The organism is Pseudomonas sp. GW101-3H06 (genome assembly GCF_059424605.1).
This window is the reverse complement of record NZ_JBWKZO010000001.1, coordinates 545293-568875: the sequence shown is the minus strand read 5'-3', so window position 1 is coordinate 568875 and position 23583 is coordinate 545293. Positions and strand designations below refer to the sequence as shown.

General features: G+C 60.1%; 20 protein-coding genes. 8 read left to right on the top strand and 12 right to left on the bottom strand.

All coding sequences use genetic code 11. The annotated features are described in order from the left end of the window. Positions 1-24: 24 nt before the first annotated feature. From AC07ZE_RS02645 to AC07ZE_RS02610, 8 genes are all read right to left on the bottom strand, one after another. A complete protein-coding gene (locus AC07ZE_RS02645; protein ID WP_207260926.1) occupies positions 25-1626 on the bottom strand; it encodes an AAA family ATPase in 1602 nt (533 codons plus the stop codon). 10 nt (positions 1627-1636) lie between these two features. Further along, positions 1637-2737, bottom strand: a complete 1101-nt coding sequence (gene aroB, locus AC07ZE_RS02640; RefSeq protein ID WP_207260924.1) for a 3-dehydroquinate synthase — start codon at positions 2735-2737, stop codon at positions 1637-1639. 152 nt (positions 2738-2889) lie between these two features. Next, positions 2890-3408: a shikimate kinase AroK gene (aroK, locus tag AC07ZE_RS02635; RefSeq protein ID WP_056725695.1), complete on the bottom strand. Its 519-nt coding sequence runs from the start codon at positions 3406-3408 to the stop codon at positions 2890-2892. Between the two features lie 4 nt (positions 3409-3412). Continuing rightward, positions 3413-5476, bottom strand: coding sequence for a type IV pilus secretin PilQ (locus AC07ZE_RS02630; RefSeq protein WP_207267750.1), 2064 nt, complete (start codon positions 5474-5476; stop codon positions 3413-3415). 13 nt (positions 5477-5489) lie between these two features. After that, entirely contained in the window at positions 5490-6017 is a 528-nt protein-coding gene (locus AC07ZE_RS02625) for a pilus assembly protein PilP (RefSeq protein WP_207260923.1), read from the bottom strand. Next, a complete protein-coding gene (pilO, locus tag AC07ZE_RS02620) occupies positions 6014-6637 on the bottom strand; it encodes a type IV pilus inner membrane component PilO (protein WP_207260920.1) in 624 nt (207 codons plus the stop codon). Before pilO ends, AC07ZE_RS02625 begins: the two co-directional genes overlap by 4 nt. After that, on the bottom strand, positions 6634-7200 hold the full coding sequence (locus AC07ZE_RS02615; RefSeq protein ID WP_207260910.1) for a PilN domain-containing protein: 567 nt from the start codon (positions 7198-7200) through the stop codon (positions 6634-6636). The genes pilO and AC07ZE_RS02615 overlap by 4 nt, the downstream gene beginning before the upstream one ends. Further along, positions 7200-8261: a pilus assembly protein PilM gene (locus AC07ZE_RS02610; RefSeq protein ID WP_207260908.1), complete on the bottom strand. Its 1062-nt coding sequence runs from the start codon at positions 8259-8261 to the stop codon at positions 7200-7202. Before AC07ZE_RS02610 ends, AC07ZE_RS02615 begins: the two co-directional genes overlap by 1 nt. Before the next feature lie 217 nt (positions 8262-8478). Between AC07ZE_RS02610 and AC07ZE_RS02605 the strand changes: the two genes are divergently transcribed. Beyond that, positions 8479-10917 (top strand): penicillin-binding protein 1A, encoded by a 2439-nt coding sequence (locus AC07ZE_RS02605; RefSeq protein WP_404940881.1) that lies wholly within the window; start codon positions 8479-8481, stop codon positions 10915-10917. A gap of 262 nt (positions 10918-11179) precedes the next feature. Here the strand turns inward: AC07ZE_RS02605 and AC07ZE_RS02600 are convergent, their stop codons facing one another. The 3 genes from AC07ZE_RS02600 to rpmE form a co-directional block, all read right to left on the bottom strand. Next, on the bottom strand, positions 11180-12448 hold the full coding sequence (locus AC07ZE_RS02600) for a malic enzyme-like NAD(P)-binding protein (protein ID WP_095192240.1): 1269 nt from the start codon (positions 12446-12448) through the stop codon (positions 11180-11182). Positions 12449-12627: 179 nt separating this feature from the next. Continuing rightward, entirely contained in the window at positions 12628-13419 is a 792-nt protein-coding gene (locus AC07ZE_RS02595) for a thermonuclease family protein (RefSeq protein WP_207260904.1), read from the bottom strand. A gap of 35 nt (positions 13420-13454) precedes the next feature. After that, positions 13455-13673, bottom strand: a complete 219-nt coding sequence (gene rpmE, locus AC07ZE_RS02590) for a 50S ribosomal protein L31 (protein WP_008047849.1) — start codon at positions 13671-13673, stop codon at positions 13455-13457. A gap of 293 nt (positions 13674-13966) precedes the next feature. On the opposite strand from rpmE, the gene AC07ZE_RS02585 reads away from it, so the two are divergent. Next, complete coding sequence (locus tag AC07ZE_RS02585; protein WP_207260902.1) at positions 13967-16186, top strand: primosomal protein N'; 2220 nt, start codon at positions 13967-13969, stop codon at positions 16184-16186. A 90-nt stretch (positions 16187-16276) separates the two neighbouring features. On the opposite strand, the gene AC07ZE_RS02580 is transcribed toward AC07ZE_RS02585, so the two are convergent. Continuing rightward, on the bottom strand, positions 16277-16399 hold the full coding sequence (locus AC07ZE_RS02580) for a hypothetical protein (protein ID WP_256660392.1): 123 nt from the start codon (positions 16397-16399) through the stop codon (positions 16277-16279). Here AC07ZE_RS02580 and argS point away from each other — a divergent pair. From argS to phaC, 6 genes are all read left to right on the top strand, one after another. Further along, complete coding sequence (gene argS / locus AC07ZE_RS02575; protein WP_095192243.1) at positions 16398-18134, top strand: arginine--tRNA ligase; 1737 nt, start codon at positions 16398-16400, stop codon at positions 18132-18134. The two genes, AC07ZE_RS02580 and argS, sit on opposite strands and share 2 nt — an antisense overlap. 1 nt (position 18135) lies before the next feature. After that, positions 18136-18846, top strand: a complete 711-nt coding sequence (locus AC07ZE_RS02570; protein ID WP_095192244.1) for an SPOR domain-containing protein — start codon at positions 18136-18138, stop codon at positions 18844-18846. A gap of 233 nt (positions 18847-19079) precedes the next feature. Further along, positions 19080-19619 carry an ATP-dependent protease subunit HslV gene (hslV, locus tag AC07ZE_RS02565; protein WP_207260899.1) on the top strand — a complete coding sequence of 180 codons (540 nt, stop codon included), beginning with the start codon at positions 19080-19082 and terminating at the stop codon, positions 19617-19619. A 53-nt stretch (positions 19620-19672) separates the two neighbouring features. Further along, on the top strand, positions 19673-21010 hold the full coding sequence (hslU, locus tag AC07ZE_RS02560; RefSeq protein WP_207260897.1) for an ATP-dependent protease ATPase subunit HslU: 1338 nt from the start codon (positions 19673-19675) through the stop codon (positions 21008-21010). A gap of 147 nt (positions 21011-21157) precedes the next feature. Then, the gene (locus AC07ZE_RS02555; protein WP_095192247.1) at positions 21158-21535 is read left to right on the top strand and encodes a gamma-butyrobetaine hydroxylase family protein; all 378 of its coding nucleotides are present in this window, start codon (positions 21158-21160) and stop codon (positions 21533-21535) included. Between the two features lie 258 nt (positions 21536-21793). Beyond that, on the top strand, positions 21794-23473 hold the full coding sequence (gene phaC / locus AC07ZE_RS02550; protein ID WP_095192248.1) for a class II poly(R)-hydroxyalkanoic acid synthase: 1680 nt from the start codon (positions 21794-21796) through the stop codon (positions 23471-23473). Positions 23474-23583 lie beyond the last annotated feature (110 nt).

The window sequence follows — 23583 nt, the reverse complement described above, 5'->3', positions numbered from 1 at the left end:
GACCTGGGTAAGGCCGCCGAATCTTCAGCGAGCTGTTGCCAGTTCCTGTTGGACACTGGCGACAGAGCGTGGCCAAGGTTTACCAGCCTGAACCTTCGCTGGCAAGGCCTTGATGGCGGTAACAGCTGCATCGCGGTTGGCGAAGCTACCGTAAGTGATGACGTAAAGCGGTTTGCCGTTGAGGACTTTCTTGAAATAACGGTACTCGCCGCCCTGCTCCTTGACGAAGCTTTGCGCGGTCGCCTCGGAGCTGGTGCCGAGGATCTGTACCACGTAATTACCCGGCGCCTGACCGGCGTACCAGGTACCGCCGGCGGCCTTGGCCGCGGTGGCCGGCTTCTCAGCAGGCTTGGCAGCAGCGGCAACGGCCGGCTTGGCCGGTGCAGGAGCAGGCTTGGCAGCAGGAACCGGCGCCGGCTTGGCGGTAGCGACCTGAGTCGGCGCGGGAGCCGGTTTGGTCACTGGCGTTGGCGTTGGCGTTGGCGTTGGCGCCGGGCCAGCCGGGGCACCCTCAGGTGGCGCGATCGTGGTCACGGTAGGCGGCGTTGCGCTGGAGCCTTCCACCGGCACGCCATCGTCGCCCTCGGTGATGCCACCGGCGGCTTCGGCGAGCGGGCCACGCATGACCGGTTGAGAATTACCGACCAACGGCAGTGGCATCGGTTGCGTGTTGCCGGCGAATTCGACGGCAGGTGCGCCGCCGTTCGACGAACCCTGGCCGAGCGGCAATTGCGCCTGCTCGTTGGCGGGTGCCCCCGCGGTCGGTGTTTTGGTGCGACCCGGCATCAGCCAGGCGGCGGCTACCGCGACCACAACGACGGCGGAAATCGCCAATACGTGTTTCTTCGGCATATTGAACCCCATACTTGGACGCTTGACCGCTGAGCGGCTGGCAATCATGGCTTCGATCATTGCATCGCGGGCGACCTGGTTGATGTTGCCAGGCCAACCGTCGGAGCTTTCGTGAATATCAGAGATCTGATCCGCGGTGAAAAGTTCGATACCCCGACCCGCGCCCTCAAGACGCTGCTCCAGATATTCGCGGGTTTCTTCTTCGGTGTAAGGCTGTAACTCGATGACGTGGAAGCGTTCTTCTTCGAGATGCAAAGCCTCAAGCTGGGCAATGAACGACGACTCGCCGAACAGAAACACATGCGGACGACCTTCCGGCGCACCGGCGGCCAGCGCCATCAAGGCTTCGAGCGCAGACTCGTCGAGTTGCTCGGCATCATCCACCAGCAAATAGACTTCCTGTCCCGTGAGAGCGAGCTGCACCACCTGATCCAGAATGGCACCGATCTCGGCCTGGGCAATGTCCAGCGCCTGGGCGACCTGACGCAGTACGCCAGCCGAATCCCCCGCGCCACGGGCGGAAACCACCACGCTCTGCACCGACTGCTTGTTGGTGCTGGCCACCAGGGCCTGACGCAGCAAGGTCTTGCCACTGCCATGCGGGCCAGTGACTACCAGCAGCAACTGACTGTAGCGCGCCAGGTGATGCAACTGCCCCAGCACCGGTTTGCGCTGGGCCGGGAAAAACTTGAAGCCAGGTACCCGCGGAGCAAAAGGGTCATGACTCAACTGGTAATGGCCAAGGAAAGCCTCGTCGGCATGCAAACTAGTCATTGTGTTCTTATTAACCTTTAAGCTGAGCCAGGGCGCGGTAATCCGCTCCCAGCGTGGCCTGTAGAACCTCTTTCGGATAATCGTCGGTCACCACTGCTTCGCCCATGCGGCGCAGCAGCACCAGGCGCAATCGACCGTCGATCACTTTTTTATCAATTGCCATGTGTTCGAGGAAATCGGCTTCGTTCATCTCTTCAGGCGGGATGACCGGCAGGCCGGCGCGCTGGAACAGGCGAATGCCACGATCGCGGTCATGTTCGCTGATCCAGCCCAGACGTGCGGACATTTCCAACGCCATCACGGTTCCAGCGGCGACCGCTTCGCCATGCAGCCAGACACCGTAACCCATATGGGTTTCGATGGCGTGACCAAAGGTATGACCCAGGTTGAGCGTGGCTCGCACCCCGGTCTCTTTTTCGTCAGCCCCGACGACCGCCGCCTTGGCTGCGCAGGAGCGCTCGATGGCATAAGTCAGTGCTTGTTGATCAAGATTGCGCAACCGATCGACGTTATCTTCGAGCCAGGTCAGGAACGGCTCATCGCAGATCAGTCCGTACTTGATGACTTCGGCCAGGCCCGCGGACAGCTCGCGGGGCGGCAGGGTCTTGAGGGACGCCGTATCGATCAGCACCACGTTCGGCTGGTAGAAAGCGCCAACCATGTTCTTGCCCAGCGGGTGATTGATACCGGTCTTGCCACCCACCGAAGAGTCGACTTGCGACAGCAAGGTGGTCGGGACCTGGATGAAATCGACGCCGCGCTGGTAGCAGGCAGCCGCAAAGCCGGCCATGTCGCCGATCACACCGCCACCGAGTGCGATCACCGTGGTACGGCGGTCATGCCGTGCGGTCAGCAGACCATCGAAAATCAGTTGCAGGGTTTCCCAGGTCTTGAAGGCTTCACCGTCGGGCAGCACCACGGAGATCACTGAGAACTGCGCGAGGCTGCGAGTCAGACGCTCGAGATAGAGCGGCGCAACAGTTTCGTTGGAGATGATGGCTACTTGCCGTCCGCGGATATGCGGGGCCAGCAGCTCGGGCTGATCCAACAAACCTTCGCCAATATGAATCGGGTAGCTGCGCTCGCCTAGATCGACCTTGAGTGTCTGCATGTGTCCCCACAGTGAAGATGGAATCAGGCATCCTGCCTTTGAGTTAACGAATGTCCACGGCCTCTGCTGGTGTGACGCCGTTCGGTAGCTGTTCGCCACAACCTTGAGCGGTCGTGGCAGGACGCCGAGGATAGCGCATTTCGCGCTACGCATTAACGGGGAGGCAGCTGCTGCAAGCGTTCGAGAATATCGAGCACGACCATTCGCGGTGGCCGCTCATCGGTTTCCACCACCAGATCGGCGATTTCCCGATAAAGCGGATCGCGAATTGCCAGCAGATCCCGAAGGGTCTTGGCCGGATCGGCGGTGCGCAACAAGGGTCGATTGCGATCACGGGATGTACGTCCGACCTGCTGCTCGACGGACGCATGCAGATAGACCACCCGTCCGCCGGCATGCAGTGCCCGGCGATTGGCTTCGCGCATGACCGCGCCACCACCAGTCGCCAGCACTACACCGTCGTAATCGCAGAGTTCGGCAATCATTGCCTGCTCGCGGTCACGAAAGCCCGGCTCGCCTTCCTTGTCGAAGATCCATGGGATATTGGCGCCCGTGCGTAATTCAATTTCCTTATCGGAATCTTTGAATGGCAAGCGCAGCTCTTTGGCCAGCAACCGGCCGATGGTGCTTTTTCCAGCACCCATCGGTCCTACAAGAATCAAATTTCGCACAGAATCAACGACTCACAGCAATCGCCTGGTTATTCATGATACGCGGTGTGAGAAACACCAACAGCTCGGATTTTTTCTCCGAAACCACGTCACGCCGGAAAAGGCGGCCAAGATACGGCACATCGCCAAGAAATGGCACCTTATCTACAACCTTGCTTTGAGTATTTGAGAAAACGCCACCAATGACGATGGTCTCGCCATCGTTGACCAGAACCTTGGCGTTGACCTCGTTTTTCTTGATGGGCGGCACATCCTGCACCTTGTTCAGGTAGTCCGGTTCGTCCTTGGTGACCTTGACCTCCATGATGATCCGGTTGTCCGGGGTGATCTGCGGCGTCACCTCAAGCGACAGCGAAGCTTCCTTGAAGGACACCGAGGTAGCGCCGCTGGAACTGGCTTCCTGATAGGGAATTTCGGTGCCCTTGAGGATCTTGGCGGTCTCCTTGTCCGAGGTGACTACCTTGGGTTGCGAAACAATTTCGCCGTTGCCGGTTTTTTCCATCGCCGTCAGCTCCAGATCAAGCAACACGTTATCGGTGATGAACGCGATGCCGATACCCGAGGTATTCCCTGCAGCCCCCAGGTCGACGAACGGCGTATTGGTGCTGGTGCTTCCCGGCGTGCCGATGGTTGTGGAACCGTTCGCACCGTTACTGACGCCGGATGTGTTCCAGTTGCCTTTGTTCTGGATCGAACCGCCCCAGCGCACGCCGAGACTCTTGTCATAGTCGACGTTGGCTTCGACGATACGCGCCTCGATCATCACCTGTCGTACCGGGATATCCAGTTGTGCCACGATTCGACGCAGTTCATCGAGCCGATCCTGGGTCTGGTAGGCAATGATGTTGTTGGTCCGCTCATCGACAGTGATCGATCCCCGCTCGTCGACCTTTGCCTCGGCGCTGGTCACCGACTGGAACAGCTTGGCGATATCGGCAGCCTTGGCGTAATTGACCTGAAGCAACTCGCGCCGCAATGGCGCCAACTCCTCGATCTGCTTCTGCGACTCCAGTTCCTGACGTTCCCGGGCGGCGATTTCATCGGCCGGCGCCACCAGCAGGACGTTACCGATCCTGCGCTTGTCCAACCCCTTGGTTTTCAACACCAGATCCAGCGCCTGATCCCACGGCACGTTTTGCAAACGCAGGGTGATGCCCCCTTGCACCGTGTCACTGGCCACCAGATTGAGATTGGTGAAGTCGGCGATTAGTTGCAGTACCGAGCGCACATCGATGTCCTGGAAGTTCAGCGAGAGCTTTTCACCACTGTAGGCGTAGCGGTCGGCATTGCGCTTTTGCAGTTCATCGACCGCCATCGGGCGAATGCTGACAGTCAGCTTGTTGTCGGTCTGATAGGTCGAATAGTCGAAGGCACCGCCGGCTTCGATCGTGATCGTGGCCCTCTCACCTGTGGCGCCGGCATCGACGAACTGCACCGGCGTGGCGAAATCCTTGACGTCCAGGCGAACGCGCAGTGGCTCGGGCAATCGGGTCCTGGCGAAACTCAGGACGATCTTGCCATCACGTTCCTGTATGTCTGGCGCAATGGATGGGTCCGACAAATCGATCACCACATTGCCTTCGCCCTGGGTGCCGCGCTGAAAATCCACTGCGCGGATGGCCTTCGTCGTCGACGCAAGCCCACGCGCCGGGGCCGCCGCGGCTGGTGGCCTGGGCGGTGTACTTTTGGCACCCTGGCCCACCATCACAAACAGGTTGTTGCCTTCGACCCGTGTGTTGTAAGGGGTCAACTGGGTCAGATTGATGATCAGTCGCGTGCGATCCTTGGCTTCGGCCACTGTCGCACTTCGGGCATTGCCACTGCCCAGCTCGCGCGTTTTGTTCGCCAGCTGACTGACGACACCGGGCAAGTCCAGCGCGATCCGCGCAGGGGACTCCGTCGTATAGCCATGGGGTATCGGAGGTTGTTCATCGAACACCAGCTTTAACTCGACTCGGTCCCCAGGCAGCGAGGCGACATCCACGGCCTTGAGGTTGACCGCTTGTACCATCGGCGACAGCAGCGCTATCCATAGCGACACTCCGAGGGTGGAGAAAATCCTGCTCATCATTCGAGTTCCACTATGTATGTTCTTTCAAAGGAATGGTCCGCGGCCTTTCCAGCCAGGCGCCTTCGCCGTCGGGGACGATTTCGACCACATCGACTTGTGAGGCGCTGATGGCGACAATCCGACCATCGTTGCGCCCCAGATAATCTCCGACTTTCAGCCGATGCACCCCGCCGGCCCCGCGCAGCAGCGCAAAGGAGCCTGTTGCATTGGAGATCGTGCCGACCATTTCAAACTGCTCGATGTTGAAACCTTCGAGGTATTGCCTGACCCGATCGGGGTCGGGCTTGACGTTGCGCGAGCCTTGTCCCTGCCCGGCCAGGTCGATTCTGACTTGCCGGGAAAACGGGCTGCGCAGGTTGGCGGCGTTGTAAGTGAATGAGGGGTAAGACAGGAATGTCGGCGTTGGTTCAATCTTGCCCGGCGCCTGCAGGCGCCTATCGTTCATGTAAGCATCGAGATCACTGACGTCATCGCTGCCACCACAACCGGCCAGGACGACCAAGGCCACGACCATGGAAAAGACACGAATCGGGCTCATGGGTGCAGCCCCTTGTCGTTATAGCGATAAGTCTTGGCCAGGACGCTCATGCGCAGCTTCGGCCCGCCGTCGGGATTTGCCGGCGCCAGGTCGAAATCATGCAGAGTGACGATACGCGGCAGGCCGGCTACACCGCTGACGAAAGTGGCCAGGTCGTGATAGGCGCCGGTGACGGTAATCTGGATAGGCAGTTCGATGTAGAACGGCTGGGTGACTTCCGGCAATAGTTTGATCTCTTCAAACTCCAGGCCGCTGCCCAAGCCGGTACGGGTGATGTCTTCAAGCAGGCCGGGCACTTCGGTGTCACTGGGCAGTTGCCGCAGCAGCACGCCAAAGGCGTTCTCCATCTCCTTCATCTGCTGGGTGTAAAGCTCCAGATTCGCCGCCATATGGGCCTTGGTGGCAAATTGCTCCTTGAGGGTCGATTCTTCCTCGCGCTTGAGATGGAGCTGACTCTCAAGCCCGCTCGTGGATAAGCTGTAACCGACTGCCAATACCAGAACCATGAGCAGTGCGCCCACTAAGACCTTGATCGCGGGCGGCCAGGAACCGATGTTGTTAGTGTCCAGATCGTTGATGTCGATCTTGCGCAAGCCTTCGAACCAGTCGGACAGACTCATTTTCCGTCCTCCAGGGCTGCAGGCTGAGTCTGACGAACGGTCAACCGGAAAACATTGGCCTGGTCCAGTTGGCCGGCGGTGGTTGCCTTTACTTCCGTCAGGCTGGGCGCGTCGAACCAGTCGGAGGCATCCAGATTGCGCATCAGGTCGGAAACACGGTTATTGGATTCTGCCGCACCGGTGATGGACAAGGTCTTGCCAGCCATTTTCACTTCGGTGAAGTAGACCCCTTCAGGCAGGGTCCGCGCCAACTGATCAAAAATTCGCCCACTGATCGGCCGGTTGCCCTGCAAGTCCTGGATGATGCGCATGCGCTCGACCAGTTGCTGGCGACGAATCTTGAGTTCACTGATCTGCTTGATCCGCTCATCGACCACGACGATTTGCTTGCCAATGTAATCGTTGCGAGCAATCTGCCGATTGATGGCGGCATTGATCGCCTGATTTGCGATCAATACAGCGCCAACCGCCCCTGCCAGTGCGCCGACCAGAATCAATAAAAACCGCTTGCGGCGCCTTTCACGTTGCTCCTCGCGCCAGGGTAAAAGATTGATCCGCGCCATCAGTCGAAACTCCTGAGGGCGAGCCCGCAGGCGATCATCAGGGCCGGCGCGTCACTGGCCAATGCTGCAGCATTGACCTTACTGCTCAGCGCCATGTCGACAAACGGATTGGCCACCTGCGTCGGCGTGCCCAATTGCTGCTCGATCAACTGACCCAGTCCGCAGACAGACGCCGTGCCGCCCGCCAACAAAATGTGGTCGACCGAGTGATATTGACCAGAGGCAAAGAAAAACTGCAATGAACGCGAAACCTGCTGCACCAATGCTTCGCGAAACGGCTGCAACACCTCACTGATGTAATCGTCAGGCAACCCGCCCTGCTTCTTCGCCAGCCCCGCCTGCTCAACGGTCAGGCCATATCGACGCTGTATCTCTTCGGTCAACTGTCGACCGCCGAACAATTGCTCCCGGGTGTAGATGATTCGCCCGCCGAGCAGCACGCTCAGGGTGGTCATGGTGGCGCCGATGTCGACCACCGCCACCAGCCTTCCCTCGGAGATGGCCGATCGATTCACCAGCAGGCCGAAGGATCGCTCCAGGGCATAGGCCTCCACGTCGACCACACGGGCGGTCAGGCCAGCCAGGGTCAGCGCCGCTTCACGGACTTCTACGTTCTCCTTGCGACAGGCCGCGAGCAGCACGCTAACCCGTTCAGGGTTGCGTGCTGATGCGCCCTGAACCTCGAAATCGATAGCGACTTCGTCCAAGGGATAAGGGATGTACTGATCGGCCTCGATCTTCAGCTGGTTTTCCATCTCGTCGTCGGAAAGACCTGCATCCATCTCGATGGTCTTGGTGATCACTGCCGACCCGGCAACGGCCACGGCGACGTTCTTGAGACTGGTTCTGGCCTTGATCAGCACACGAGAGAGCGCCAGGCCCACACCTTCGAGTTCGGCGATGTTTTTCTCGACAACCGCGCTGGCAGGCAGCGGTTCGACCGCATAGGCTTCGACCCGATAGCGCTCGCCATGACGGCTCAGCTCAAGAAGTTTTACCGATGTGGAACTGATGTCGATACCCAAAAGCGTGTTGGCTTTTTTGTTGAAGAGTCCTGGCACTCGCAATTCCCTATGACTATCCGTGAGTTACGGACTCTGTAATGTGTGTTGCGTTCAATCCACCCGTCTTGACAACAGCCTTCAATGACGCCCGAGGTGGAAAAATGCTTATAATGCCCAGCGTTTTTTTCCGGTTTTTCTCAAGCGCGGGTCGTTCGCCTTTAGCCTGAACCCTGATGCCTAATTCATTTTTTGCCCTGGATATCCAAAAGCCTTGATTCGTCTGCTGAAATTTTTCGGTTGGTCCATCGTCGCGGTTTTCTGCGGACTGCTTCTGGGTCTGAGCGGGGCGTTTCTTTACCTTAGCCCCGGTTTGCCGTCGGTGGAGGCGCTGAGAAGCATCCAGTTGCAGATTCCATTGCGGGTCTACAGCAGCGACAACAAGTTGATCGCAGAGTTTGGCGAAATGCGCCGTACTCCCATCCGTTTCGCCGACATTCCCCCCAATTTCATCAATGCGTTACTAAGTGCTGAAGACGACAATTTCGCCAATCACTATGGCGTCGACCCCAGCAGCCTGATGCGGGCCGCCACCCAGCTGGTCAAAAGCGGTCACATTCAGTCCGGCGGCAGCACCATCACCATGCAGGTAGCGAAGAACTTCTTCCTGACCAGCGAGCGCAGCTTTTCGCGCAAAACCACTGAAATCCTCCTGGCCTTGCAGATCGAACGGCAGTTGACCAAGGACGAAATCCTCGAGCTTTACGTCAACAAGATCTATCTGGGCAACCGCGCCTACGGCATCGAGGCGGCGGCGCAGGTTTACTATGGCAAGTCGATTCGTGACGTCAGCCTGGCGCAGATGGCCATGATCGCCGGCCTGCCAAAAGCCCCGTCACGCTTCAACCCGCTCGCTAACCCCGCACGCAGCAAGGAGCGACGTGACTGGATCCTGGGGCGCATGTACAAGCTCGGAAAAATCACCGAAGCCGATTACACCGCCGCGATCAACGAACCGCTGAACGCCAGCTACCACGTGCCGACACCGGAAGTGAACGCCCCTTACATCGCCGAGATGGCTCGCGCCGAAATGGTCGGCCGCTATGGCAGCGACGCGTACACCGAAGGCTTCCGCGTCACCACCACGGTGCCGAGCAACCTTCAGGAAATGGCCAACACCGCCCTCCATGAAGGCCTGATGACCTATGATCAGCGTCATGGCTATCGCGGCCCTGAATCACGCCTGCCGGGCAAGACCCGCGAGGCGTGGGCCACCGAACTGACCAAGCAGCGCACCATCAGCAGCCTTGAGCCGGCCATCGTCACCCAGGTCGACAAGAACGGCCTGCAGGTTCTGACTCGAACCGGCAGCGAGCATGTGAACTGGGACACCATGAAGTGGGCTCGCCCATTCCTGAACACCAACAGCATGGGACCCAATCCGAAGCAGCCGTCGGATGTAGCCCAGGTCGGCGACCTGATTCGCGTTCAGCGCCAGCCGGACAACTCGTTGAAGTTCAGCCAGATCCCCCAAGCCCAAGGCGCGCTGGTATCCCTCGACCCACAGAACGGTGCGATCCGCGCGCTGGTCGGCGGTTTTGCCTTCGAGCAGAGCAACTACAACCGCGCATTGCAGGCCAAGCGCCAGCCGGGTTCGAGTTTCAAGCCATTCGTCTACAGCGCCGCGCTGGATAACGGCTATACCGCCGCCAGCCTGGTGAACGACGCACCGATCGTGTTCGTCGATGAGTATCTGGACAAGGTCTGGCGCCCGAAAAACGACACCAACACCTTCCTCGGCCCGATCCGTCTGCGCGAAGCGTTGTACAAGTCGCGCAACCTGGTGTCGATCCGCCTGCTGCAAGCACTGGGCGTCGACCGCACCATCGACTACATCAGCAAGTTCGGTTTCAACAAACAGGACTTGCCGCGCAACCTGTCCCTGGCCCTCGGCACCGCCACCCTGACCCCGATGGAAATCGCCACCGGCTGGAGCACCTTCGCCAACGGCGGCTACAAGATCACCCCGTACATCATCGACAAGGTCGAAAGCCGCAATGGCGATACGCTGTTTGTCGCTAATCCGCCGAGCGTTCCGAAGGGTGGTGTCGCCAGCGATGGTATTGCTGCGCCAGTCGCTGAAGCCTTTACGGTCAATGCCACGCCAGGTGAAACCCTGACCGCCCAACCGGCGCCTCAGGCTCCAGCGGTGGCTGAGCGCATCGTCGACGGCCGCACCACCTACATTCTCAACAGCATGCTCGAGGATGTGATCAAACTCGGCACCGGCCGCCGCGCCCTGGCCCTTGGCCGCAGCGACATTGCCGGCAAGACAGGCACCACCAACGAATCCAAGGACGCCTGGTTCTCCGGCTACAACGCCGATTATGTAACCACGGTCTGGACCGGTTTCGACCAGCCCGAAAGCCTGGGCCGCAAGGAATTCGGCGGAACAGTCGCGCTGCCAATCTGGATGAACTACATGGGCGCCGCGCTCAAAGACCTGCCGCCTCATACGCAACCAGAACCGGAAGGCATCCTGAGCCTGCGGGTCGACCCGATCAGCGGCCGTGCGGCGACTCCAGGCACGCCAGGGGCGTATTTCGAACTGTTCAAGGCCGAAGACACGCCACCGTCGGTGAATGAACTGGGCAATGGCAATGCACCAGGCAGCCCGCTGCCAGCGGACGAAGCGGCGCCGATCGATTTGTTCTGATCGGAGTCAAAAAAGCCCTGCCCTCGAGAGAGTCGCAGGGCTTTTTACTGCCTGCCAGTTTTGCAGTGAATGACCGGGCTCTTCGCGGGCAAGCCCGCTCCCACAATGAATATCAGCGTGCTGAATTTCTATTAAGCAACAGAGATACCTGTGGGAGCGGGCTTGCCCGCGAAGAGGCCCTTCCATCCAGCGCAAATCTTCAAGCACAAAAAAACCCCGACTCAATACGAACCGGGGCTTTCGGTTGAAGCACTACAACGACTTAGCCGTTGAACACGTCATCCACGCTTTTGAGCGGGTAGTTCTTCGGATACGGCAGGGTTGCCACACCGGTCTCGATCGCAGCCTTGGCCACTGCGTCGGAGATCAGGGTGATCAGACGGGCATCCATTGGCTTCGGAATGATGTACTCACGACCGAATTCCAGTTTGATGCCGCCGTAGGCGTCGCACACTTCCTGAGGAACCGGCAGCTTGGCCAGTTCGCGCAAGGCATTGGCTGCAGCCACCTTCATCTCTTCGTTGATGCGCTTGGCGCGAACGTCCAAGGCGCCACGGAAGATGAACGGGAAGCCCAGTACGTTGTTGACCTGGTTCGGGTAATCCGAACGGCCGGTGGCCATGATCACGTCGCTACGGGTAGCGTGCGCCAGTTCCGGGGAGATTTCCGGATCCGGGTTCGAGCAAGCAAACACGATCGGGTTGGCTGCCATCGACAGCAGGCCTTCAGCGCTCAGCAGGTTCGGGCCGGACAGGCCGACGAACACGTCTGCGCCTTGCAAGGCGTCAGCCAGGGTGCGCTTGTCGGTCGCGTGAGCGAAGACAGCCTTGTACTGGTTCAGATCGTCACGGCCGGAGTGGATCACGCCGGTACGGTCGATCATGTAGATGTTTTCGATGTTGGCGCCCATGCTCACCAGCAACTTCATGCAGGAGATGGCGGCAGCGCCGGCACCCAGGCAGACGATCTTGGCTTCCGGCAGGGTTTTGCCGGCGATTTCCAGGGCGTTGATCATGCCGGCCGCGGTGACGATTGCGGTGCCGTGCTGGTCATCGTGGAAAACCGGAATGTCGCACTGCTCGATCAGAGCGCGTTCGATCTCAAAGCACTCAGGCGCCTTGATGTCTTCCAGGTTGATGCCACCGAACGTGATGGAGATGCGCTTGACGGTGTCGATGAAGGCTTGCGGGCTTTCGGAGTCGACTTCGATGTCGAAGACGTCAATGCCGGCGAAACGCTTGAACAGAACGCCCTTGCCTTCCATCACTGGCTTGGAGGCCAGTGGGCCGAGGTTACCCAGGCCGAGAATCGCGGTGCCATCGGAAATGACTGCAACCAGGTTGCCTTTGCCGGTGTATTTGTAGGCCAGTTCAGGATCGCGGGCGATTTCGCGTACTGGTTCGGCTACGCCGGGGCTGTAGGCCAGCGACAGGTCGCGGGCTGTAGCGGTGGCCTTGGTGAGCTCGACGCTCAGCTTCCCTGGACGAGGATTGGCGTGATATTCGAGAGCGGCAGTTTTCAGATCAGACATGTGGGCATTCCGCTTTTACTGTTGGACAGACTGGTCAGCGAGGATACGCGCCTCACAAAATCCCCACAAGACTGACCGGTCACCCCTGTCAACTGCCCTGCCCTACGACTTTTGGCCAAGAGCCGCGGAACACAAGGGATAGACTGTTCACAATCAATGCAAAAAATGTCTACAATTTTTTATCGCTGCACCCATTCAAGCATCGCCGGGTCCGTCAGCGGCAACATCCAGCGCGCCTGTCCCTCCTTGAGCCCACCACGGCGCGAACGATCCAGTACCCAACCGCGCGCCTCGATTTGCCTGCCTTCGAGCTTTTCAAGCGAGGCCGCATCGAAGCGAGTGAGCAAATTGGGTGCAACGCGCAATACAACCGAATCCTGCAACTCGATCCAAACGCCGCCACGATTGCGCTGAACCTTGCTCACACGGCCGCTGAGCACAGCAAAACCGGCCGCGCTGATCTGATCCGCTTTCAGTACAGGTGATTGACGCCACAGACCTAGCCCGGCTTGGCGGGCAGCGCGTTCCGCAGCTTGCTGACAGCCGACCAAATCGACATTGGGAGCGACCGCCACCAGAAAACCGAGGCCTTCGGCGAGCATTTGCGCTTCGAGGTTGGCACCGTTGGCACCGTAGACGTGGGCCAGGGTCCGACCATAGCGGTCTTTGCTTTCTTTACCGGGCAGTAAAGCGACTTGCCCGTCGCTCGCCGCCACCAAGGCTTCGAGACGCTTGCGCGCAGCCACGGCGAACGGCTCATCGGAACGGCCTTGCTTGCCCAACTCCGGCGTATTCAAGCCGATCATGCGTACATTGCGACCATCGCTCAGGCGCAGCGTATCGCCATCCACCACCCGCTGCACCGCGACGGATGTCAGGCCGCCCGGCGCCGGGCAGAAGGCCTGGGCAGCGGATAGCCAAATCGCGGACACAAAAAAGGCGCCCGCAAGGGACGCCTTTTTCATCAGCATGGAAAAACCCGAACGGCTTCCCAAGTTGATCGGCCTTAGGCCTTTTTCGCGCCGAAAGCACCGAAACGGTCGGCGAAGCGCTGAACGCGGCCGCCAGTGTCCAGAGTCTTCTGCTTACCGGTGTAGAACGGGTGGCATTCGTTGCAAACGTCGATCGCCAGGGCTTTGCCGAAGGTCGAACGGGTTTCGAACTTGTTGCCGCAGCTGCAGGTAACAGCAACTGCTGGGTATTCTGGATGGATATCAGCTTTCATGGTGTCTTCCTCGGGCTAGCGTGCCGCCACCCAACACTATTGTTGAATACCGCACGTAATTAGGCCGCGGATTCTACCAGACAATCCTGATCACGCAAGCTGTCACTCAGACCGACCGTCTGCTAGGCTCCCGACCCTATGCGCCACCCCAGTGGGAGCGAGCCGGCTCTCGAAAGCGGTGCATCAGACAACAGAAATGCTGGCTGATACCCCCTCTTCGCGAGCAGGTCACTCCCACAGGTTATGAGATTGCCCCCTGCTTCTATTTTGTCCGCTGATCGAGAACCCCCCGCGTGCCCGACGCCATATTGCGCCTAGCCCTGCCTTCGCCCCTGCGCCGCCTGTTCGACTACCGCGCGCCGGCTGGCGTCCTGCGCGCCCAGTTGCATCCTGGCATGCGCTTGCGGGTGCCGTTCGGGCGCCGGGAGATGATCGGGATTCTGGTAGAAGTCACCGATACCAGCGAAGTGCCAGCAGAGAAACTCAAACCGGCATTGGCACTGCTGGACGCCACGCCCCCCCTGCCCCCCACGCTGTTCAAGCTGTGCCTGTGGACTGCCCAGTATTACCAGCACAGCCTCGGCGATACGCTGAGCTGGGCGCTACCGGTATTGCTGCGTCAGGGTGAACTGGCCGAAGCCCGCCAGGAACGGTTCTGGTCCGCCGCTCCCGGTGCCAGCCTCGATGATCCGCGCATCGCCCGCGCCCCGCGCCAGCGTGAAGCCCTGGCAACACTGGCCCAACATCCCCATGGTGTCGCCCATCAGTTGCTGAGCAAACTGATGCTGAGCAAGGACAGCCTCGATCTGTTGCTGGCCAAGGACCTGGTGCGAGTCGAAGTCCGCAGGCACGCCCCCGGCGCCCGCCACGAGCATTGGCTGGCCCAACCGGAGTTACCACTCAACCCGGAACAACGCGCCGCCTGTGAGGCGATTCGCGCTGGTTTCGACAGTTATCACGCATTCCTTCTCGCCGGCGTCACCGGCAGCGGCAAGACCGAAGTGTATTTGCAGCTGATCCGCGAAACCCTGGAGGCCGGCAAACAGGCGCTGGTGCTGATTCCGGAAATCAACCTGGGCCCGCAAACCCTGGCGCGCTTCGAACAGCGTTTCAATGCGCGCATCGCGCTGATCCACTCAGCGGTGAATGATCGCGAACGCCTCGACGCCTGGCTCGCCGCCCGCGACGGTGAGGCCGACATCATTATCGGCACCCGCTCGGCGCTATTCACGCCAATGAAAAACCCGGGGCTGATCATCATTGATGAAGAGCACGACGGCTCTTATAAGCAGCAGGAAGGATTGCGCTATCACGCCAGGGATTTGGCACTGGTGCGTGCCCGGCAAGAAAACATTCCGATTGTGCTCGGATCGGCCACTCCGTCACTGGAAAGCCTGCAGAACGCCTACACCGGCCGATACGGCCTGCTACGCCTGAATGAACGTGCCGGCGGCGCCAAGCAGCCGCGCTTCCTGCGCCTGGATGTGAAAAGCCGTCCGCTGGACAGTGGTATTTCCGGGCCGATGCAACAAGCCATCGGCCAGACCCTGGCTGCCGGCCAGCAAGTGCTGGTATTCCTCAATCGCCGCGGCTTCGCCCCGACGCTGCTTTGCCACGACTGCGGCTGGATGTCCGAATGCCAGCGCTGCGACGCACGCATGACCGTGCACCAACGCTATGGCGAACTGCGCTGCCACCATTGCGGCTACGTCGAGCGCGTGCCGCGCCAGTGCCCAAAGTGCAACAAGGTCGATTTGCGCCCGGTGGGGGCCGGCACCGAACGGGCCGAAGAGCGCTTGGGCATCCTGTTCCCGGACTACCCCGTATTACGGGTCGACCGGGACAGCACGTCGCGCAAGGACGCAATGAATCAACTGTTCGCAACGATCCAAAAGGGCCAGCCATGCATCCTGGTGGGCACGCAAATGCTCGCCAAGGGCCACCACTTTCCAAGGGTGACCCTAGTGTCGATTCTCGATGCCGATGGCGGGCTGTTCTCCGGTGACTTCCGCGCCAGTGAGCGCATGGCGCAATTGATCGTCCAGGTCGCCGGGCGCGCCGGTCGGGCCGAGGAACCGGGCAAAGTGATCATCCAGACGCACCTGGCCGACCACCCACTGCTGGTGCAATTGACCGAGCAGGGCTATTTCGCATTTGCGGAGCAGGCCTTGAGCGAACGTCGCGCGGCGGGCCTGCCGCCGTTCGCGCACTTGGCGCTACTGCGGGCCGAAGCACACAAACCGGGTCAGGCCGAAGGCTTTCTCGATGAAGCGTGCAGCGAGGCCGAACGCTTGCTGGCCGAACAGAAACTGACCGGAATCGAACTGCTGGGGCCGGTGCCCGCACCGATGGAGCGCCGGGCCGGGCGCTATCGTGCGCAGCTGTTGTTACAGGCTACCGCCCGCTCCCCCTTGCACCGATTGCTTGCCAGCTGGTTGCTGGTGCTGGAGCAAATGCCGAGCGGGCGGGCGGTGCGCTGGTCTTTGGATGTCGATCCCGTGGATTTGTATTGATTTCAAGATCGCCTTCGCGAGCCGGCCCGCTCCCACAAGTGTCCGCATTCCAATAGGGGAGCGAGCCTACTCGCGAAGGGGCCAGATTTGTCACCACATATCCATAACCCGCCCGCTATAGTTGGCAAGCCCGCCTTGGCAACGGATAATGCCCAGTTTTTCCACCAGCGCATCGAAGCGCCCGCCGCGCCTGCGGTTGAAAGAGAAGACCATGAAAGACACCATTCGCCAGCTGATCCAACAAGCCATCACCCAACTCGTCAACGAAGGTGTGTTGCCTGAAGGCCTGTCGCCGGCGATCCAGGTGGAGAACTCCCGCGACAAGACCCACGGTGACTTCGCCAGCAATATCGCCATGATGCTGGCCAAACCTGCGGGCATGAAGCCGCGCGATCTGGCGGAAAAAATCATCGCCGCGCTGCCGGCCGACGAAAACGTCACCAAGACCGAAATCGCCGGTCCGGGCTTCCTGAACTTCTTCCAGAACACCCAGGCCCTGGCCACCCGCCTGGACGCCGCCCTCGCCGATGCACACATCGGCGTACGCAAGGCCGGCCCGGTACAGCGCACGGTGGTTGACCTCTCGGCACCGAACCTGGCCAAAGAGATGCACGTCGGTCACTTGCGCTCGACCATCATTGGCGATGGCGTGGCTCGCGTTCTGGAGTTCCTCGGCGATACCGTGATCCGTCAGAACCACGTCGGCGACTGGGGCACCCAGTTCGGCATGCTGATGGCTTACCTGCAGGAAAACCCGATCACCAGCGACGAGTTGTCGGACCTGGAAAACTTCTACCGCGCCGCCAAGCAACGCTTCGACGAATCCGAAGAGTTCGCCGACCGGGCCCGCGGCCTGGTGGTCAAGCTGCAGGCCGGCGATGCCGATTGCCTGGCGCTGTGGACCAAGTTCAAGGACATTTCGCTGTCCCATTGCCAGAAAATCTACGAACTGCTGAACGTCAAGCTGACCATGGCCGACGTGATGGGCGAAAGCGCTTACAACGACGATCTGATCAACGTGGTCAACGATCTGAAAGCCGCCGGCATGCTGGTCGAAAGCAACGGCGCCCAGTGCGTGTTCCTCGACGAATTCAAGAACGCCGACGGCGATCCGCTGCCGGTGATCATCGTCAAGGCTGACGGCGGCTACCTCTACGCCACCACCGACCTGGCCGCCGTGCGCTACCGTAGCGGCAAACTCAAGGCCGATCGCGCCCTGTACTTCGTCGACCAGCGTCAGGCCCTGCACTTCCAGCAAGTGTTCGCCGTGGCGCGCAAGGCCGGTTTCGTGACGCACCCGATGGAAATGGAACACATGGGCTTCGGCACCATGAACGGCGCCGATGGCCGTCCGTTCAAAACCCGTGACGGCGGCACCGTGAAGCTGATCGACCTGCTGACCGAAGCCCAGGAACGCGCCTACACCCTGGTCAAGGACAAGAACCCGGAGCTGGCCGAAGCCGACCTGCGCAACATCGCCAAGGTCGTGGGCATCGGCGCGGTGAAGTACGCCGACCTGTCCAAGCACCGCACCAGCGACTACAGCTTCAACTTCGACCTGATGCTGAATTTCGAAGGCAACACTGCGCCGTACCTGCTGTACGCCTATACCCGTGTGGCCGGTGTATTCCGCAAACTGGGCAAGGACTTCAGTGAGGTCGAGGGCCAGATCGTTCTCGAAGCTGCGCACGAACACGAACTGGCGGCGAAACTCGCGCAGTTCGGCGAAGTGCTGAACAATGTGTCGGAGAAAGGCACACCGCACATTCTCTGCACTTACCTGTACGACGTCGCCGGCCTGTTCTCCAGCTTCTACGAGAACTGCCCGATCCTCGCCGCCGACACTCCGGAACAAATGCAGAGCCGTCTGCGCCTCGCCGCGCTGACCGGGCGCACTCTCAAGCAAGGCCTGGAACTCTTGGGCCTGGAAACTCTGGAGCGTATGTAAGTTGGCTGCCAAGAAAAAACCTGCACCCAAGCGTGGCGCCAGCCGTTACCAAGCTCCGGCAAAGCAACCGATCCCGGGTTGGCTGTGGATGGCTATCGGCCTGACAGTCGGTGCCTTCATCGTGTTCCTGATGAAGCTGGAACCGGGCAAGGGCAGCGACACGGTCAAACGCGAGAAGGTCGAGCAGCAACAGAAAGCCACCAAGATCGCCGAAGCCAACAAGACCCCGCCGAGCCCGACGCAACCGGTGAAGCCGAAGTACGACTTCTACACCCTGCTGCCGGAGTCGGAAGTCATCGTGCCGCCGGATGCTGTGCCGGAAAAAACCTTGCCGACGCCACAAGTGCCTGCCATTCCGACCACGCCGGTGACCCCGGCGGAAGCGGCGAAAATCGACACAGCCCGCGCTCAGGCTGCTTTGGCGGGGATCACGCCGCCGCCGGCACCGCCCGTCACCAAGGCCGCGCCAGTGACCAGGTTCTTCCTGCAGGCCGGTTCGTTCCGCAAGGAATCTGACGCGGATAAGGTACGCGCGCAGATCATCCTGCTCGGCCAGGCGGTGGCGGTAGAGTCCGGCACAGTCAAGGACGAGACCTGGTATCGGGTATTGGTGGGACCGTTCAGCAATCGTGAACAGCTGACCACTGCACAGAAGCAACTCTCTGGTGCCGGTTTCAGCAACCTGTTGTTACAACAACGCCAGAGCCGCTGACCCCCTTCAGAAATACCGCGTCATCGTTCATCGCCAGCAGGCTGGCTCCCACAGGTTTTGCACAGCCCCTGTGGGAGCCAGCCTGCTGGCGATGGCGTCATGTCCAACACCACATATCCCCGTTTGACAAACACCACTCGTCCCCTCTCCCGCCCCGCAGTTGAAATCCTCTCCACCACCCCCATATGTATCGGGATAAGGCACTTTCGCCCCGCTGCGTGGAGACTCTTCCCTTGACCACCATCGTTTCAGTCCGCCGCCACGGCAAAGTCGTCATGGGCGGCGACGGCCAGGTATCCCTCGGCAATACCGTGATGAAAGGCAACGCCAAGAAGGTCCGTCGCCTGTACCACGGCGAAGTCCTTGCCGGTTTTGCCGGTGCCACGGCTGACGCCTTTACCCTTTTCGAACGTTTCGAGGGTCAACTGGAGAAACATCAGGGCCACCTGGTTCGTGCCGCCGTCGAACTCGCCAAGGAGTGGCGCACCGATCGCACCCTCAGCCGCCTCGAAGCCATGCTCGCAGTCGCCAACAAAGACGCCTCCCTGATCATCACCGGCAATGGCGATGTGGTCGAACCTGAACATGGCCTGATCGCCATGGGCTCCGGTGGTGCCTTTGCCCAGGCCGCCGCCAGCGCACTGCTGAAAAAAACCGACCTGTCCGCCCGGGAAATCGTCGAGACCGCACTCGGCATCGCCGGCGACATCTGCGTATTCACCAACCACACCCAGACCATTGAGGAGCAGGACTGCGCCAAAGGCGACGAGTAAGTCTGTTTCGGCCAAGCGCCACGACTCCTCTTGTTCAAAGTCCGTCAAATATTATGTCCATGACTCCCCGTGAAATCGTCCACGAACTCAATCGCCATATCATTGGCCAGGACGACGCCAAGCGCGCCGTCGCCATTGCCCTGCGCAATCGCTGGCGCCGGATGCAGCTGCCTGAAGAGCTGCGCGTTGAAGTAACCCCGAAAAACATCCTGATGATCGGCCCGACCGGTGTCGGTAAAACCGAGATCGCCCGTCGTCTGGCCAAGCTGGCCAATGCGCCGTTCATCAAGGTCGAAGCGACCAAGTTCACCGAAGTCGGCTATGTCGGCCGTGACGTCGAGTCGATCATTCGCGACCTGGCCGATGCAGCGATCAAGCTGCTGCGCGAGCAGGAAATCACCAAGGTTCGCCACCGCGCCGAAGACGCCGCCGAAGAGCGCATCCTCGACGCGTTGTTGCCACCGGCCCGCATGGGTTTCAGCAGCGACGATGCCCCGACGACCGATTCCAACACCCGTCAGCTGTTCCGCAAGCGCCTGCGCGAAGGTCAGCTGGACGACAAGGAAATCGAGATCGAAGTCGCCGAAATGTCCGGCGTCGATATCTCCGCGCCACCGGGCATGGAAGAGATGACCAACCAGTTGCAGAGCCTGTTCGCCAACATGGGCAAGGGCAAACGCAAGAGCCGCAAGCTCAAGGTCAAGGAAGCGCTGAAACTGGTGCGCGACGAAGAAGCCAGCCGCCTGGTCAACGACGAAGAGCTGAAAGCCAAGGCGCTGGAAGCGGTCGAGCAGCACGGCATCGTGTTCATCGACGAAATCGACAAGGTGGCCAAGCGCGGCAATGTCGGTGGCGCCGATGTGTCCCGTGAAGGCGTACAACGCGATCTGCTGCCACTGATCGAAGGCTGCACCGTGAACACCAAACTGGGCATGGTCAAGACCGACCACATCTTGTTCATTGCTTCCGGCGCGTTCCACTTGAGCAAGCCGAGCGACCTGGTACCGGAGCTGCAAGGCCGCCTGCCGATTCGGGTAGAACTCAAAGCACTTTCTCCACAAGACTTCGAGCGCATTCTCAGCGAGCCGCACGCATCGCTCACCGAGCAGTACTGCGCGCTGCTGAAAACCGAAGGCCTGACCATCGAGTTCCAGCCGGACGGTATCAAGCGCCTGGCGGAGATCGCCTGGCAGGTCAACGAAAAAACCGAAAACATCGGTGCCCGTCGCTTGCACACCCTCCTCGAGCGCCTGCTCGAAGAAGTATCGTTCAGCGCCGGCGACCTGGCCAGCGCCCACGATGACAAGGCGATCCTGATCGACGCCGACTATGTCAACAACCACCTGGGCGAATTGGCGCAGAACGAAGACCTGTCTCGTTATATCCTGTAAGCCATACTTACGGTAATCGCGGACCCTGTGGGAGCGGGCTTGCTCGCGAAGACGGAGTTTCAGTCGACATAAACGTTGACTGTCACACCGCTTTCGCGAGCAAGCCCGCTCCCACATTGGGTGCCGCACAGAGACGGACATATGGCCATGACCCAACTTCCCACCGACATCAAGTTGCACAAAGCCTCGAAAACCCTGACGCTCAAGTACGCGTCCGGCGAGGAATACACCCTGCCCGCCGAGTTCCTGCGCGTGCACTCTCCTTCCGCCGAGGTCCAGGGCCACGGCAAACCTATCCTGCAATTTGGCAAGATCAACGTAGGCCTGTCCAAGATAGAACCGGCCGGTCAGTACGCACTGAAATTGACCTTTGACGATGGCCACGACAGCGGCCTGTTCACCTGGGAATACCTCTACGAACTGGGGCGTCGTTACGACGCACTCTGGGAGGATTATCTGGCTGAGCTCAAAGCCGCCGGAAAAACCCGCGACCCTAACGAATCTGTCGTCAAGCTGATGCTCTAACCCAAGCCTTTTGCTCATTAGAAGGCATTTTCTAATTCCATCTGTTTGAATGCTCCGCTTCGATGCCGGTGATTGGCCTGCTTGCGAAAAAAATTAAACTCGGGTAACCAATGGAGCTGGCAAGTTCCCTGCAGTGCTCTCTGCGAAGAAAAAGCAGCAATGCAGAATTAACGGTCACCCGAGCAGCAGTACCTGGAATTGGTTGTGTGACTGCACAGCGGGACCGGGTACTCGTCTCAGGACAATGGAGCGTCGTAGATGAGTAACAAGAATAACGATGACTTGAAGTATCAGGCCTCGGAAAACACCTTGGGACTGAATCCTGTCGTTGGGCTGCGTGGAAAGGATCTACTGGCTTCTGCTCGAATGGTGCTCAGGCAAGCCATCAAACAACCGGTGCACAGCGCCAGGCATGTCGCGCATTTCGGCCTGGAACTCAAGAACGTGTTGTTCGGCAAGTCCGAGCTGCAACCGACCAGCGACGATCGCCGCTTCGCCGATCCAGCCTGGAGCCAGAACCCGCTCTACAAACGTTATTTGCAAACCTACCTGGCGTGGCGCAAGGAACTCCACGACTGGATCGACGACAGCAACCTCTCGGCCAAGGACGTCGCCCGCGGGCACTTCGTGATCAACCTCGTGACCGAAGCCATGGCCCCGACCAATACGGCGGCCAACCCGGCAGCGGTCAAGCGCTTCTTCGAAACCGGCGGCAAGAGCCTGCTCGACGGCCTCTCGCATCTGGCCAAGGACATGGTGCATAACGGCGGCATGCCGAGCCAGGTCAACATGGGTGCGTTCGAAGTCGGCAAGACCCTGGGCGTGACCGAAGGCGCGGTGGTGTTCCGCAACGATGTGCTGGAGCTGATCCAGTACAAACCGATCACCGAGCAGGTTCACGAACGTCCGTTGCTGGTGGTGCCGCCGCAGATCAACAAGTTCTATGTTTTCGACCTGAGCCCGGACAAGAGCCTGGCGCGCTTCTGCCTGCGCAACAATGTGCAGACCTTCATCGTCAGCTGGCGCAACCCGACCAAGGAGCAGCGCGAGTGGGGCCTGTCGACCTACATCGAGGCGCTCAAGGAAGCGGTCGATGTGGTCACCGCCATCACCGGAAGCAAAGACGTGAACATGCTCGGCGCCTGCTCCGGCGGCATCACCTGCACCGCGCTGCTGGGCCACTACGCTGCGATCGGCGAGAACAAGGTCAACGCCCTCACCCTACTGGTGAGCGTGCTGGATACCACCCTGGACAGCGATGTAGCCCTGTTCGTCGACGAGCAAACCCTCGAGGCAGCCAAGCGCCACTCGTATCAGGCCGGCGTGCTGGAAGGTCGCGACATGGCCAAGGTCTTTGCCTGGATGCGCCCCAACGACTTGATCTGGAACTACTGGGTCAATAACTACCTGCTGGGCAACGAGCCACCGGTTTTCGACATCCTGTTCTGGAACAACGACACCACGCGATTGCCGGCAGCGTTCCACGGCGATCTGATCGAAATGTTCAAAAACAATCCTTTGATCCGCCCGAATGCACTGGAGGTGTGCGGTACCGCCATCGACCTCAAGCAAGTGACGGCCGATATCTTTTCCCTGGCCGGCACCAACGACCACATCACCCCGTGGAAGTCTTGCTACAAGTCGGCGCAGTTGTTCGGCGGCAATGTTGAATTTGTGCTGTCCAGCAGCGGGCACATCCAGAGCATCCTGAACCCGCCGGGCAACCCGAAATCCCGTTACATGACCAGCACCGAAATGGCAGACAGTGCCGAGCAGTGGCAAGAGAACTCCACCAAACACACCGATTCCTGGTGGCTGCACTGGCAAGCCTGGCAGGCCCAGCGCTCGGGCGAGCTGAAAAAGGCCCCGGCAAAACTGGGCAACAAGGCTTATCCGGCAGGCGAAGCATCGCCGGGTACTTACGTGCATGAACGGTAACTGACACACCCCGCCCCACTGTGGGAGCGGGCTTGCTCGCGAATGCGGTTGAACATTCAACATCGAGGTCGACTGACCCGACGCTTTCGCGAGCAGGCTCGCTCCCACAG

Bases quoted from the DNA above. Each gene is read 5' to 3' on its own strand.
- AC07ZE_RS02645 (WP_207260926.1), bottom strand. From the start codon at position 1,626: ATGACTAGTTTGCATGCCGACGAGGCTTTCCTTGGCCATTACCAGTTG.
- aroB (WP_207260924.1), bottom strand. From the start codon at position 2,737: ATGCAGACACTCAAGGTCGATCTAGGCGAGCGCAGCTACCCGATTCAT.
- AC07ZE_RS02630 (WP_207267750.1), bottom strand. From the start codon at position 5,476: ATGAGCAGGATTTTCTCCACCCTCGGAGTGTCGCTATGGATAGCGCTG.
- AC07ZE_RS02625 (WP_207260923.1), bottom strand. From the start codon at position 6,017: ATGAGCCCGATTCGTGTCTTTTCCATGGTCGTGGCCTTGGTCGTCCTG.
- pilO (WP_207260920.1), bottom strand. From the start codon at position 6,637: ATGAGTCTGTCCGACTGGTTCGAAGGCTTGCGCAAGATCGACATCAAC.
- AC07ZE_RS02615 (WP_207260910.1), bottom strand. From the start codon at position 7,200: ATGGCGCGGATCAATCTTTTACCCTGGCGCGAGGAGCAACGTGAAAGG.
- AC07ZE_RS02600 (WP_095192240.1), bottom strand. From the start codon at position 12,448: ATGTCTGATCTGAAAACTGCCGCTCTCGAATATCACGCCAATCCTCGT.
- AC07ZE_RS02595 (WP_207260904.1), bottom strand. From the start codon at position 13,419: ATGCTGATGAAAAAGGCGTCCCTTGCGGGCGCCTTTTTTGTGTCCGCG.
- rpmE (WP_008047849.1), bottom strand. From the start codon at position 13,673: ATGAAAGCTGATATCCATCCAGAATACCCAGCAGTTGCTGTTACCTGC.
- argS (WP_095192243.1), top strand. From the start codon at position 16,398: ATGAAAGACACCATTCGCCAGCTGATCCAACAAGCCATCACCCAACTC.
- AC07ZE_RS02580 (WP_256660392.1), bottom strand. From the start codon at position 16,399: ATGGTCTTCTCTTTCAACCGCAGGCGCGGCGGGCGCTTCGATGCGCTG.
- hslU (WP_207260897.1), top strand. From the start codon at position 19,673: ATGTCCATGACTCCCCGTGAAATCGTCCACGAACTCAATCGCCATATC.
- AC07ZE_RS02555 (WP_095192247.1), top strand. From the start codon at position 21,158: ATGACCCAACTTCCCACCGACATCAAGTTGCACAAAGCCTCGAAAACC.
- phaC (WP_095192248.1), top strand. From the start codon at position 21,794: ATGAGTAACAAGAATAACGATGACTTGAAGTATCAGGCCTCGGAAAAC.